Annotated in this window: 12 protein-coding genes, 1 other RNA gene and 1 pseudogene; 7 read left to right on the forward strand and 7 right to left on the reverse strand. The window is 31.6% G+C overall.

Annotated features, from left to right (window positions below):
• The first annotated feature begins 13 nt into the window (after positions 1-13).
• Positions 14-1,159: a sensor histidine kinase gene (locus tag AMD28_RS05485; RefSeq protein ID WP_055443153.1), complete on the forward strand. Its 1,146-nt coding sequence runs from the start codon at positions 14-16 to the stop codon at positions 1,157-1,159.
• Between the two features lie 206 nt (positions 1,160-1,365).
• A complete protein-coding gene (locus tag AMD28_RS05490; protein ID WP_055443154.1) occupies positions 1,366-2,532 on the forward strand; it encodes a sensor histidine kinase in 1,167 nt (388 codons plus the stop codon).
• A gap of 34 nt (positions 2,533-2,566) precedes the next feature.
• Here the strand turns inward: AMD28_RS05490 and rny are convergent, their stop codons facing one another.
• The 4 genes from rny to AMD28_RS05505 all read right to left on the reverse strand — a co-directional run bounded on the left by rny (position 2,567) and on the right by AMD28_RS05505 (position 4,961).
• Positions 2,567-4,141 (reverse strand): ribonuclease Y, encoded by a 1,575-nt coding sequence (gene rny / locus AMD28_RS05495; RefSeq protein WP_055443155.1) that lies wholly within the window; start codon positions 4,139-4,141, stop codon positions 2,567-2,569.
• A gap of 58 nt (positions 4,142-4,199) precedes the next feature.
• A non-coding RNA gene (gene ssrS, locus AMD28_RS18345) (6S RNA) lies at positions 4,200-4,306 on the reverse strand.
• Between the two features lie 56 nt (positions 4,307-4,362).
• Positions 4,363-4,656 carry a cell division protein ZapA gene (locus AMD28_RS05500; RefSeq protein WP_055443156.1) on the reverse strand — a complete coding sequence of 98 codons (294 nt, stop codon included), beginning with the start codon at positions 4,654-4,656 and terminating at the stop codon, positions 4,363-4,365.
• Between the two features lie 14 nt (positions 4,657-4,670).
• Positions 4,671-4,961, reverse strand: coding sequence for a hypothetical protein (locus AMD28_RS05505; RefSeq protein ID WP_055443157.1), 291 nt, complete (start codon positions 4,959-4,961; stop codon positions 4,671-4,673).
• Between the two features lie 253 nt (positions 4,962-5,214).
• Between AMD28_RS05505 and AMD28_RS05510 the strand changes: the two genes are divergently transcribed.
• From AMD28_RS05510 to AMD28_RS05525, 4 genes and pseudogenes are all read left to right on the forward strand, one after another.
• Positions 5,215-6,903: a M23 family metallopeptidase gene (locus AMD28_RS05510; RefSeq protein WP_055443158.1), complete on the forward strand. Its 1,689-nt coding sequence runs from the start codon at positions 5,215-5,217 to the stop codon at positions 6,901-6,903.
• Positions 6,904-6,915: 12 nt separating this feature from the next.
• Positions 6,916-9,377: pseudogene (locus AMD28_RS05515) on the forward strand (TonB-dependent receptor).
• Positions 9,378-9,504: 127 nt separating this feature from the next.
• Complete coding sequence (locus tag AMD28_RS05520) at positions 9,505-9,807, forward strand: hypothetical protein (protein ID WP_152975553.1); 303 nt, start codon at positions 9,505-9,507, stop codon at positions 9,805-9,807.
• Between the two features lie 121 nt (positions 9,808-9,928).
• Complete coding sequence (locus AMD28_RS05525; protein ID WP_055443160.1) at positions 9,929-10,429, forward strand: hypothetical protein; 501 nt, start codon at positions 9,929-9,931, stop codon at positions 10,427-10,429.
• A 138-nt stretch (positions 10,430-10,567) separates the two neighbouring features.
• Here AMD28_RS05525 and AMD28_RS05530 read toward each other — a convergent pair whose 3' ends face one another.
• Positions 10,568-11,710 carry a cysteine desulfurase family protein gene (locus tag AMD28_RS05530; protein ID WP_055443161.1) on the reverse strand — a complete coding sequence of 381 codons (1,143 nt, stop codon included), beginning with the start codon at positions 11,708-11,710 and terminating at the stop codon, positions 10,568-10,570.
• Between the two features lie 112 nt (positions 11,711-11,822).
• Here AMD28_RS05530 and AMD28_RS05535 point away from each other — a divergent pair, with 112 nt between their 5' ends.
• Positions 11,823-12,782, forward strand: a complete 960-nt coding sequence (locus AMD28_RS05535) for a hypothetical protein (RefSeq protein ID WP_055443201.1) — start codon at positions 11,823-11,825, stop codon at positions 12,780-12,782.
• A gap of 3 nt (positions 12,783-12,785) precedes the next feature.
• Here the strand turns inward: AMD28_RS05535 and AMD28_RS05540 are convergent, their stop codons facing one another.
• Together AMD28_RS05540 and AMD28_RS05545 are read right to left on the reverse strand one after the other, a co-directional pair.
• A complete protein-coding gene (locus tag AMD28_RS05540) occupies positions 12,786-13,331 on the reverse strand; it encodes a hypothetical protein (RefSeq protein WP_055443162.1) in 546 nt (181 codons plus the stop codon).
• On the reverse strand, positions 13,321-13,491 hold the full coding sequence (locus tag AMD28_RS05545) for a hypothetical protein (RefSeq protein ID WP_241492449.1): 171 nt from the start codon (positions 13,489-13,491) through the stop codon (positions 13,321-13,323). The genes AMD28_RS05540 and AMD28_RS05545 overlap by 11 nt, the downstream gene beginning before the upstream one ends.
• Positions 13,492-13,547: the final 56 nt, after the last annotated feature.

Raw genomic sequence — 13,547 nt, forward strand, 5'->3', positions numbered from 1 at the left:
AAATACTATATCTATGACTACTCTAAACCAGGGATTTTTTAATGATAATGCTTTAAGAACTTTAAACGACTCCAAGTGGAAGCTTGCGCTAGAATATACAAATATTGGTGTTTGGGAATTTGATGCGGATTTAAATAAGATTTTCTTTTCTAACGAGTCTAAAAAATTAATTGGTTTTGAAAATGTTGCTGATTTTGGTTCGAATATCAATGATTGGAACGACAGAGTACATCCAGAGGATACTGATAAATATTTTAAAGATTTTCGAAACCATCTAAACGGATTAAACCCTTTGTATGAAAATGAACATCGAATAAAATGTATTAATGGGAATTATAAATGGATTCTAGATAGAGGTAAAATTGTAGAATACACTATAGATGGTAAAGCTAAACGCATTATTGGTACACATACAGAAATCACCAATCAAAAAGCAGCAGAAAATAAAGTCATTGAAGCCTTACATATTGCTACAGAACAAAACAATAAGCTAAAGAATTTTGCACATATAGTCACCCACAATCTAAAACAGCATGTAGGTAATTTTGAAAGTTTACTTGATTTTCATGATGAAGCAGAATCCCTAGATGAAAAAGAAGAATTGATGGTGCATTTAAAAACACTTTCCTCCTCTTTAACCAAAACCATAAATAATTTAAATCAAGTTGTATCTGTACAATCTAACAAGAACAAAAAAATAGAAAGAATATTTGTAGCCAAAGAGGTTAACCTCGTTTTAAAAACACTAGATTTTGTAATTAAAGAAAACAGAGCAACGGTACATAATAATGTAAATGAAAAATATTTTATTTATTATAATTTCTCTTATTTTGAAAGTGTAATTCAAAACCTATTGACAAATGCCATTAAGTACAAACACAAAGACAGAGATCCTGTAATTAATATTGATTACAACTATAAAAAGGATACTGTAGATTTAATAATTTCTGATAATGGTAGAGGAATAGATTTAGACAAGTTTGGAAAAGATATTTTTGGTTTATACAAAACCTTTCATCACAATGAAGATGCCGAAGGTGTGGGTTTATATCTTATTAGAAACCAAATAGAATCTTTTGGCGGCAAAATTACTGTAAAAAGCAAAGTAGGTATAGGAACTACTTTTATCATTACCGTAACAAATAAATCAAAAATTTAATCTTTCCCCCACAAAGACCCATTCCGTTTTTAGTGAATTAATTGTTAAAATCGTCTATATTTTTTATTAGCTTATCTAAATAGTGTATTTTAGCGTTTAAAACAAGCACTTAATCGTGTATGTTTTGATTTTAGGAATATATAAACTAAGAAATAAATTATAGTAGCTTACTTTTGTACTCCCCTAAAGCTAATTAAATACCTACAATGAGTAACGAAATCAATTCAAATCCTACTGTTCCTAACAAGGCCATTGACAATTATAAATTGGATATTAAAGAGCAAGTTTTAAAATTTGCTTTAGAAAATTCAAATATTGGCGCGTGGGATTATAATGCTATCACGCACAACGTTTTTTACTCGAAAGAATCTAAAAATATTTTAGGATTTGAAGATAATGAAATAGGAAACACTGCTAAAGAATGGAATGATCGTGTTCACCCTGAAGACAAAGAGCATTACTTTCAAGACTTTTACAACCACCTTATTGGTATAAATGCAGATTATGTAAACGAACACCGCGTTAAATGCAAAGATGGTTCGTATAAATGGATTTTAGATAGAGGTCGTGTAATTGAGCGTGATGTTTTTGGGAAACCCGCTCGAATTATTGGTACGCATACAGATATTAGTGAACGTAAAGAGCAAGAAGAAAAAATAGCTATTAACCAAAACATAATAAAAGATCAAAACAAAAGACTTAAAAACTTTGCGTTAATAGTAACCCACAATTTAAAATCACATACTTCAAATTTTGATAGCTTATTAGGATTCTTAGATGAAGCAGAAGATGAAAACGAAAAAAACGAGTTAATTACACATTTAAAAACAGTTAACAACTCGCTAACCGAAACCATTAGCAACTTAAACAAGATTGTAACTACACAAGCTTCTAGAGATCAAAATATACAAACTATCAACATACATAATTATGTATTAAATACTATTAAACTTTTAGAAGTAGAATTAAAAGCACACAAGAGTATTGTTAATCTTAATCTAGACAAAGATTTACATTTAAAATACAATGAAGCTTACTTTGAAAGTATCATACAAAACTTACTTTCTAATACAATTAAATACAGACATCCAGACAGAACACCTATTATAGATATTAATTCGGAAGTTACTCCAGAACATATCATACTTAAGATTAGTGATAACGGTTTAGGTATTGACTTAGATAAGTATGGAGACGATGTCTTTGAATTATATAGAACTTTTCATAATAATGAAAATGCAGAAGGGGTTGGTCTTTATCTTACCAAAAGTCAAATTGAAGCATTTGACGGCACTATAGATTTGGAAAGCACGGTAAATGTAGGAACAACATTTACCATAAAGTTTCCAAATAAAAAAAGTCTAGCAAATTAGCTAGACTTTTTTTTATACTTAATAAACAAATTTACTACTTCGCTATATTTACAGCTCTAGTTTCACGTATAACCGTAACCTTTACTTGGCCAGGATACGTCATATCTGTTTGTATTTTTTGCGATATATTAAACGATAAGTCGGCTGCATTTTCATCCGATACTTTTTCGCTTTCTACAATTACTCTTAGTTCACGTCCGGCTTGAATAGCATATGCTTTCTTCACCCCTTGAAAACCAAAGGCAATATCTTCTAAATCTTTTAAACGTTGTATATAACTATCTAATACTTGTCTTCTTGCTCCTGGTCTTGCACCAGAAATAGCATCACATACTTGAATGATAGGAGAAAGTAAAGAAGTCATCTCTATTTCATCGTGGTGTGCACCAATAGCGTTACAAACGTCGTCTTTCTCACCAAATTTCTCTGCCCATTGCATACCAAGAATAGCGTGCGGTGTTTCCATGTCTGCTTCTGCATCTGGCACTTTACCTATATCATGTAATAATCCGGCACGTTTTGCTAGTTTAGGGTTTAAACCTAATTCTGCAGCCATTACACCACAAAGTTTAGCAACTTCACGCGAGTGTTGTAGTAAATTTTGTCCGTAAGAAGAACGATATTTCATTCTACCTACCATTTTAATTAACTCAGGATGTAAATTATGAATACCTAAATCGATAACCGTACGTTTACCAACTTCAATAATTTCTTGTTCTATTTGCTTTTGTGTTTTCTTAACAACTTCTTCAATTCTTGCAGGATGAATACGTCCGTCTGTAACTAGTTTATGTAAAGATAAACGAGCAACTTCACGTCTTACAGAATCAAAACAAGATAAAATAATAGCTTCTGGAGTATCATCTACAATAATCTCTACTCCTGTTGCCGCTTCTATAGCACGAATATTTCTTCCTTCTCTACCAATGATACGTCCTTTCACGTCATCAGACTCAATATTAAATACAGAGACACAGTTATCTACTGCTTCTTCTGTTCCAATACGTTGAATGGTATTAATAATAACTTTCTTAGCTTCTTGTTGTGCAGTCATTTTAGCTTCTTCAAGGGTGCTTTGTATAAATGCCATGGCATCATTTTTAGCTTCTCCTTTTAAAGATTCTACAAGTTGTTCTTTTGCTTCCTCTGCAGAAAGGCTAGAAATAACTTCTAATTGTTGTACTTGACTTTTATGTAATCTATCAACTTCTTCTTGCTTTTTTTCAATAATATCAAGCCTATGGTTATAGTCTTTTATTTTAGCTTCTGCTTCCGAGTTGGATTTTTTACTTTTAGAAAGTTCACTAGAAATTTGTGATTCTTTATCTCGAATACGTTTTTCGGTTTCGGCCATTTTCTTATCGCGAGATAAGATTACTTTTTCATGTTCCGATTTTAATTCAATAAACTTTTCTTTTGCTTGAAGGATTTTATCTTTTTTAATAGATTCTCCTTCGCTATTTGCTTCTTTAAGAATGGAAGCAGCAGATTTTTTAGCGCTTTTAATTAATTTTGATGCATTACTTTTCTCTAATGCTTTAGCTATAATGTATCCTATAATTACGCCGATTACAACGCCTATTATTGCTAATACAATTGGGTTTTCCATGTTTAGTTAATTAGTATTTATTATATAAAAAAGCCCACATCAATTTATGGTTTTGTATAAACTCCTTAAAAACAAGTTTAGGGCTAACAAGCTGATCAAGTATCTACTCGAGGTAGCTCGCTTTTACAGCTTCAACTCACCCTTTTTAAAGAATTAACGTTGAGTTTATCAAAAAAAATAATTAATGCAGGCAGTAACCTTTATTTTATTTAAAGAACGTATTATAAATTTAAATGTTCCTGTAACAATTCGTTCAAAGCATTAAGCTTATCTTCTACATGTTCATTAACATTGTCTTTATCTATAGATTTTTGTTCTGTTTGCGATGCAAATTGTAAAGCACACATTGCTAATACATCTTGTTTATCCCTTACAGAATAACTTTGCTCAAATTGGGTAATCATAGCTTCAATTTTCTTGGCTGCTTTTCGCAAACCTTCTTCCTGATTAGGGCTGATGGTTAACGGATATACTCTATTAGCTATAGATAGCTTGATTTTAAGCTGTTCTGCCATTTAACTATGTATCATTATTCAGAGAGTTGTGCAATACAATGATCTATCTCTCTAATTAATGCATTTATTTTAAGCTTAGTTTCTCTTTTATTATTATCACTGCCAAGCAAAGAATTTGCCATTTTGAGTGCTTCATATTTTTCTTGCCAAACAACAATCTGCTGTTTTTCTTGTAGAAGCTCTCGATTAGATGCCTGTAAATCTTCCTCTAGTTTTATATTAGCTTGCTTTAAAACTTCTTGTTTATGCAATACTTTGCTAATTTTATTTTCTAAAGCATCTACAATATCTTCAATATGACTCATTTACAAATTCAATACTTATCTCACAAAGTTAACATACCTAGCGCAAATTAGCAATTGTTTTTTTAATTAAATTAAAAAATAATGAAATACACTAAATATCAATACAATGGCGTTGTATTTGAGATAATCCTTGCTTTAAAAAATTCATTTGTATATCTTTATAGAAAATTTTCTATAAATATTTTTATGATTATTTACTAACTTTTTGGTTAAGCTCACTTCGTTTTAATATTTTAGCTTTATAAATTAATATATGAGAATTCTACTTATTTTATTTCTACTTTTCACTTCTTTAAGTAGTGCGCAAAGCATCTATCCTACAGATTATTTTAGATCTCCTTTGGATATTACTTTGGTTGCTGCCGGTACTTTTGGTGAACTAAGATCGAATCACTTTCACTCTGGAATGGATTTAAAAACGCAACAGCGTCAAGGTTTAAATGTATACGGTACCGCAGATGGCTATGTAAGCAGAATTAAAGTTTCTCATTTTGGTTACGGAAAAGCCTTATACATTACACATCCAAATGGATACACTACCGTTTATGGGCATTTACAGAGTTTTTCAAAAGAAATTGAAGCCTATGTGAAAAAGCATCAATATGAAGAAGAGTCTTTTGAAATTCAACTATTTCCAAATTCGGAAGAACTCCTAGTAGAAAAAGGACAGATTGTTGCTTACTCTGGCAATACAGGCGGTTCTGGCGGTCCACATTTACATTACGAAATTAGAGACAACGAAGAAAGACCTATAAATCCGTTACTTTTCGGATTAGATATCAAAGACAGCACCAAACCAATCATAACCGAAGTATACGCCTATCCAATCGGTCCCGATGCGCATATAAACAAATCTAAAATAAAACAAAAACTTCGTTTAATAGATAATAAAGACGGCTCCTATTCTGTTGAAAATATAGAAGCTTATGGTAAAATAGGATTTGCTATTGCTACCATTGACCGACAAGATCTAGCAGCAAACAAAAACGGTGTGTATAATATTCAAACAAGATATAATGGCGATTTATGTTTTGAATTAGATTTTAAGCGTTTTTCGTTTAGCGAAACCAAACATTTAAATCGGTTAATAGATTATGATCTTTATAAAACCAAGAAACAAAGACTTCAAAAGTTATTTATAGAAGCAAATAATCCGTTAAGCATCTACAATAATAATTCAAATGATGGCTATATAGAAGTTGAAGACAGTACTTCTTCTGTATATAAAGTACGTGTTTCCGATATTGAAAACAACGATGCTTGGCTTCAAATTAATATTAAAGGATTAAAATCTAATGACGTTTTACCTTTAGAAGACAATACTACTCCACATTATATCTATCAAAGTCAAGATGAAGTTTTAAGCGAAGGCCGTGTAAAAGTAAATATTTCGAGTAATACTTTTTATGATGACTTTTTTATAGAATTTAAAGTCGAAAAAGATACATTAACACTTCATAAGGACATCATTCCCGCAAGAAAATATTTTGATATTAGTTATGACTTAAATGGGTATAAAACCGAAGATGCTAGTAAAGTATATATTGCAAGATTGGTGGGTTGGAATGATTATCCGTTGTATTCGAATACAAAAAGAAAAGAAGGCATTTTAACTACGAGCACAAAAACTTTAGGTAAATATGCTTTAGCTACAGATACCATTGCTCCTACTATAACACCAAAAAACTTTTCCAAAGGAAAATGGCTAAGCAAATACAGATTCCTGAAAATAAAAATCGAAGATAAAGGTTCCGGAATATCAAATTACCGAGCTACTTTAAATGGAAAATGGATTTTAACCGAGTACGATTATAAAACAAAAACGTTAACTTACGACTTTAATGATGCCGTTTCCACAGAAACTAAAAATAATTTAAAGCTAATTGTTACAGATAATGTTGGAAATAATTCTACATTTGAAACTATGTTTTACCGAAAATAAAAACGAACTATCTTGAATACTAAATTTCAATTCCTAACTTCTCTCTTTATTCTTTTACCTTTTTTCGTGTTTGCACAAACAGGAACACTAAGAGGTGTCATTCTAGACGAATTCAATAACCCTGTCGATAATGTAAATATTAGAGTTGATGATACAGGAACCACTACTAACGAAAATGGTTTTTTTATTTTAAAAATACCTGCTAACCAAGATATAACCGTAACCTTTACACATATTTCATTAAAAAAAACGGTTGCTACTTTTAACTTAAAAAATGGCGAAGAGCTAGAGTTTAATCCGGTAATGCAAACTAATGTAGAGCAAATTGCTACTGTTGTTATTTCTGGAAGAAAAAGAAAAGATGTAGAAGGTATTATTACTTTAAAACCTGCAACTATTAGAAAAATTCCTGGAGCAAATGCCGGAGTAGAAAACTTATTAAAAACACTTCCTGGTGTAAATAGTAATAACGAGTTAAGTACACAATACTCGGTTCGCGGTGGTAATTATGATGAAAACCTAGTATATGTAAATGGTATTGAAGTGTACAGACCATTTTTAATTCGTTCGGGACAACAAGAAGGTTTAAGTTTTGTAAATACTGATTTAGTACAGAATGTAGATTTTTCTGCTGGAGGATTTCAAGCAAAATATGGAGATAAACTTTCTTCTGTTTTAGATATTACCTATAGAAAACCAACCGAATTTGGTGTTGCTGCAGATTTAAGCTTACTTGGTGGAAGTATCGCTATTGAAGCGGTTAGTAATGATAACAAACTAACAGGAATTGTTGGTGTTCGTTATAGGGACAATAGTTTATTAGTGAATGCAAAAGAAACAGAAACCAATTACGATCCTAAATTTTTAGACGTGCAGTCTTTTGTAACTTATAATTTTACAGATAAATTTAGCTTAAGCTTTTTAGGAAATGCTTCCATTAACAAATACAATTACGAGCCACAAACAAGACAAACTAATTTTGGAACACTTGCAGATCCTATTGCTTTACTTGTTTTTTATGAAGGACAAGAAAAAGATGCATACCAAACACTTTTTGGAGCTTTACAAGGAACGTATAAAGTAAACGACGATTTAAATTTAAGCTTAGTAGCTTCCACATACCACACTACAGAAGAAGAGTATTTTGATATTCTTGCGCAATACAGACTTGGAGAAGTAAACACCAATATTGGTGATGAAGATTTAGGAGAAGTAGAATTTAGCGAAGGAATTGGCGGACAATTAAATCATGGTAGAAACGATTTAGATGCGCTTATTACTACGATAGAGCATAAAGGAGATTTCGAAATGAATGAAAACAACTTCGAATGGTCTATAAAATACACTAACGAAGATATTAGAGATCGATTAGTAGAATGGGAAGTTATTGATTCGGCAGGATTTACTGTTAATCCGCCAAACCTAGATAATTTTGATAACCAACCTTACCAACCAAACGAAGGCCCAATTACGGCGTATCAAAATGTTAGAGCTACAAACAACACATCTATAGACAGAATTCAAGCCTATTTACAATGGAGCAGACGATTTGATGTTGGCGATAGTAAAGTTTGGGTAAATGCAGGAGCAAGATGCATAATTGGAATGTACAAGGAGATGGTATTGCAAGTTCTTCACAAACCGTATTTAGCCCTAGAGCACAAATTGCAATTAAACCAAACTGGAAAAAAGACATGCTGTTTCGATTTGGAACTGGTTTTTATTACCAACCTCCTTTTTACAGAGAATTACGTGATCAAAATGGAGAAGTACAACCAAATGTAAAAGCACAACAATCTATACATTTTGTTTTAGGAAATGATTATAGTTTTAAAATGTGGAACAGACCATTTAAACTTACTAGTGAAGCGTATTACAAAAAGATAAACGATGTCAATCCCTATACCGTTGAAAACGTAAGAATACGTTACGCAGCAGATAACAATGCCGAAGCCTATGCCTACGGATTAGACTTAAGGTTAAACGGAGAGTTTGTTCCTGGAACAGAATCTTGGTTTAGTTTTGGTTATTTAAAAACCGAAGAAAATATTGATGGCCGTGGCTATATTGCAAGACCTACAGACCAACGTTTAAAATTTGCAGCATTGTTTCAAGATTATGTACCAAACATGCCAAACTTAAAAATGTATTTAAACTTGGTGTATAACACCGGACTTCCTGGTGGATCTCCTAGTTATGCAGATCCTTATGTGTATCAAAATCGTTTACCAGATTATAAACGTGCAGATTTAGGAGTACAATATGTAATAGTAGACGACAAAAAGCAGTTTGATACTGGTTGGAAAAAACCATTTAAAGAACTTGCTCTAGGTGTTGAAATATTTAATATTTTCGATGTACAAAACTCTATTACAAACACTTGGGTTAGGGATGTATATAGCAAACGCCAATATGCAATACCAAATTACTTAACACCAAGAGTTTTTAATGTGAGATTAAATATGAAGTTTTAAAAAATTTAACATTTTTTTTTAATTCCGAATTAATAACAGTAGTAATTTTGCTATCATGAAACAAATGTTTAGAAATATAATGGCGTTAAGCCTGCTCCTTGCTTATAGTTTAAGCATGAGTATTTCTATGCAAAATTTTGTAATAGAGGTTGTTTCAGATAATAGTCAACAACATCAGCTTGCTCTTAATCATTCTGACGCTAAAACACCAGAGCTTTCTGTATTTCCAGATTTAGAACCTCTTGCTGATTTAGCAAATGGAACTGCTCCCGATTTTCAAACAGATAAACTTAAATCGCATCTTACGCTTTTTAAATACGCTGAAAATCAAACCATAACGAAAGACAATCAATATATTTCCCATAGTATACACATCCATCCTGGTTTAACTATGGATGCACTACTCTACCCTTTCCACACCTTTTCATAGAAATTATTTTTTTATTTACGCGAACAACTAATCGAACAAAACAGCATTAGTTGTCCCCTTATTATATCCTTGGTTTTTAGCCAAGACATTCACTATATACACAAAATAAAAAAATAAAATTATGGAATCAACAAGCACCATTATCGGAGTTATAATTACCCTTATAGTAATATTACCAATCCTATTTATACAAAGATCACAAACCAATAAAAAGAAAAAATCTAAAAAACGATTTATAGAAGAAGCTTTTAAAAATGATTTAAATGTTACAACTCCAGATTTTTGGGGAACCTACTACGCTATTGCTATAGACGAAAGCAAGAACAAATTAATATATTCTAAAATAATTGATGATGTGTATAATACCAAAATCATGGATTTAGATACTATACGTTCTTGTGAAATTGTTAGAACGAACAGAACCTTTAAAAGCAATAACGTTTTTAAAACGGAAACCGATAAAATAGACTTGGTTATTGGATTTAATTCTAACAAGGAAAAAGAAGTTTTAGAATTTTACAACGTAGATGTAAACATTGAAATGACCAATGAAATTGCTCTATTAGAAAAATGGGAAACTAAAATTAAAAGCAGCGTTCACAAAAAAGGACAAGCTGCTTAAGTGTTGATTAATTGCAATAAAAAACCTTCAGAGAAATAATTTCTGAAGGTTTTTTTATGTTTTATAATAGTTGCTTTCAACAATTTAATTAAACTAAAAATAGGCAAAGTGCATTTTACTAAATACACCCTTTTTAATTTAAACAAACTCCTTTAAAACGCCAACCGCATAATCAATCTCTTCTTTGGTGTTGTATTTACAGAAAGAAAAACGAATAGATGGCTTTTGCATATCTTCTTCATCTAAAATTTGCGCTAAAACGTGCGAACCTTTTCCACTTCCACTTTGGCAAGCAGATCCTTTAGAACAAGCAATTCCTTTTAAATCCATTTGAAACTGTAAAGTCAATGCTTTTTCCGGACTCATTGGTAAACACACATTAATTAAAGTATAGGTGCTTTTTACTTGGTCTTCACAATTTCCATTATATTTTACTTCAGGAATAGCCTTTTTAAGTACCACTTTAAAATAGTCTTTTAAACCCTGTACGTAAGCACGTTCTTCTTCTAGGTTTTGATATGCTAGTTTAAAAGCAGTTTCTAAACCTTTTATAGCGTGCACAGGTTCTGTTCCTGCTCTATGTCCGCGTTCTTGAGATCCTCCAAAAATAAGAGGCTTAAAATTACTGTTCTTACGTATGTAAGCAAAACCAATACCTTTTGGTCCGTGAAATTTATGTGCAGCAGCAGTCATAAAATCTATAGGAGTCTCTTCTACATTCCATTCAAAATGACCAATAGATTGTACCGTATCACTATGAAAAAGCGCATTGTTTGCTTGGCATAAACTAGCCACTTTATCTATATCTAGAATATTACCAATTTCATTATTAACATGCATTAAACTAACTAGTTTACGTTCATCGTTAGCAGATAATAGCCTTTTTAAATCTTCGTAATCTGGCGTACCACAATGTTGTAATTTGACATACTCAACGGTAACATTATATTCATTTCTTAATTCTTCCACAGTATGCAAAACGGCATGGTGCTCGATTGGCGAAGTAATAATAGTGGTTACATTACCATCTCTCACTGCACAACGTAAAATCATATTATCTGCTTCTGTACCTCCAGAAGTAAAAATAATTTCTTGTGGTAAAGCATGTAGTTGTTTTGCTATCGTTTTTCTTGCTGTTTCAATAATAGATTTAGATGCACGACCAAATGCGTGTGTTGATGATGGGTTACCATAATGTACTGCAAGAACATCTTGCATATCTTTTATTACTTCATCTCGAACTTGAGTTGTTGCAGCACTATCAAAATAAACGGTTTTCATAAATAGAAATTGATTGTTAGAAGCAACAAAAATAGAGGAATTAAAATTATTAACAAGAAGCATCGTTATAAGTTTAACAATTCTATTATTTTTGTTCAAAAATTACATTGCTATGAAAAAGTTACTTTTTGTTTTTTTATCTCTTTTTATACTTGTTTCCTGTGATGATGGAGATATTATTACGGAAGAATTAGATTTTGAAGATACTTTTGAAGCTTGCGGCGAATTGGTGTTTTATAAAATAAAAGAAGATCCAGCGGAATCGCTTTCACTAAGAATCACTTCTGTAACAAAAACATTAGATAGTTTAATAGCTACAGATGATAATGGCGTATTATATCTTACAGAAGAAGCATATACCATTAACGGAACTTCAAACTTTTTTAACTATAGAAGATATAACGCTACACCAACAGATTTCTTTTGTAACGATGTACCTCCTTCTAATATAACGATTACCAATGATGAAGAAAGTACCACTGGAACTGCAACCGTATATATTTCTGTAGTTGAAGATGATGATGATGGTATCCCTGCCGAAATGGAAGATATAAATAATGATGGAGACCTTACCAATGATGATACCGATGGAGATGGTATACCAAATTATTTAGATGAAGATGATGATGGCGATAATGTACTTACAAAGTATGAAATTGATACGGCGGATGCCGATGGAGATGATAACCCTTTAACAAACCCATTAAATACTGATGAAGCAGATGAAGTAGCCCTAGGTATTGACATCGTTCCAAATTATTTAGATCCAGATGATGATGGTGATGGCGTGCTTACTATAGACGAAGAAAACGATAGTCAAGACGAAGATCCTTCCAACGATTTCACAAGTACCAACCCACTTATTACCGTTGCAGATTATTTAAATCCGGATGTAGCAAATACCGTTCCTGCAACAGCGCATAAAGATCATGCTATACAGCAAACTTTTAAGGTAACACTTGAAATTACTAGTCTAGAATTACCTTCAATCACTTATGATTATTTAGACTTTGGAACCCTTGAAGATGATAGCTTAATAGATGAGCGAACGGTAGAAATACCTTTTTTATAATTTCTAATTTTGGTAGATGTAAACTTCTGTAGCACCTAAACCATATTTTTGGTAATTGGCTTCATAATATTTCACATTATATCTACCAAAAAGATACCCCAGTTCCATTTTTAAAACACCCTCTCCTACACCATGGATAAACACCATTTTTTGCATGCGTTTATGTATGGCAAACTCTAGCTGTCTTTTTGCTGTATCTAATTGTAAATTAAGCATTTCATGATTACTCATGCCTCTAGAAGAATTTGTTAAATGATGAATATGTAAGTCTACTTCAAAAGTAGGTTCATAGCGCTCTTTAGGCTTTTTGGTTACTTGCTTTCTTTTCTTAGATTCTTTTTCGGAAACTACATTTTGAAAAGAACTATTCTTAAAAACATTTTGATTTAAAGCATTCGTTTTTTCTTGCTTTATAAGTTCCTTGCTATTAAAATCTAACTCAAAACCATCTTCCGTTAAAATAGTAATAACGGCATTAGAAATACTAGTTATTTCACCAGATAAATCATCATCTAAAACAAAAACAAAATCACCAACTTTAAAACTCATCCTTTTCTTCTTCTTTCTTATTCGGTATGGTGCTATACACCCTATATAAACCATACATTAGTACCACAATTCCTAGCACTAATACTCCTGTATTTTGATTCGCTTCCGCCTGAGCGTAAACAGCTACAATACAGCCAATTAAAATCAATATATAACTCAAATATTTAGATAAAAACATATAATTATCGATGCATTAATACTTTTGGTCGAAAATAG

The sequence above is a fragment of the Lacinutrix himadriensis genome, assembly GCF_001418105.1.
Lineage (GTDB): Bacteria > Bacteroidota > Bacteroidia > Flavobacteriales > Flavobacteriaceae > Oceanihabitans > Oceanihabitans himadriense.

What these genes read in the sequence shown, in the direction of transcription:
- AMD28_RS05485 (WP_055443153.1), top strand. Translation starts at nt 14, where the DNA reads ATGACTACTCTAAACCAGGGATTTTTTAATGATAATGCTTTAAGAACT.
- AMD28_RS05490 (WP_055443154.1), top strand. Translation starts at nt 1,366, where the DNA reads ATGAGTAACGAAATCAATTCAAATCCTACTGTTCCTAACAAGGCCATT.
- rny (WP_055443155.1), bottom strand. Translation starts at nt 4,141, where the DNA reads ATGGAAAACCCAATTGTATTAGCAATAATAGGCGTTGTAATCGGCGTA.
- AMD28_RS05500 (WP_055443156.1), bottom strand. Translation starts at nt 4,656, where the DNA reads ATGGCAGAACAGCTTAAAATCAAGCTATCTATAGCTAATAGAGTATAT.
- AMD28_RS05505 (WP_055443157.1), bottom strand. Translation starts at nt 4,961, where the DNA reads ATGAGTCATATTGAAGATATTGTAGATGCTTTAGAAAATAAAATTAGC.
- AMD28_RS05510 (WP_055443158.1), top strand. Translation starts at nt 5,215, where the DNA reads ATGAGAATTCTACTTATTTTATTTCTACTTTTCACTTCTTTAAGTAGT.
- AMD28_RS05520 (WP_152975553.1), top strand. Translation starts at nt 9,505, where the DNA reads ATGCAAAATTTTGTAATAGAGGTTGTTTCAGATAATAGTCAACAACAT.
- AMD28_RS05525 (WP_055443160.1), top strand. Translation starts at nt 9,929, where the DNA reads ATGGAATCAACAAGCACCATTATCGGAGTTATAATTACCCTTATAGTA.
- AMD28_RS05530 (WP_055443161.1), bottom strand. Translation starts at nt 11,710, where the DNA reads ATGAAAACCGTTTATTTTGATAGTGCTGCAACAACTCAAGTTCGAGAT.
- AMD28_RS05535 (WP_055443201.1), top strand. Translation starts at nt 11,823, where the DNA reads ATGAAAAAGTTACTTTTTGTTTTTTTATCTCTTTTTATACTTGTTTCC.
- AMD28_RS05540 (WP_055443162.1), bottom strand. Translation starts at nt 13,331, where the DNA reads ATGAGTTTTAAAGTTGGTGATTTTGTTTTTGTTTTAGATGATGATTTA.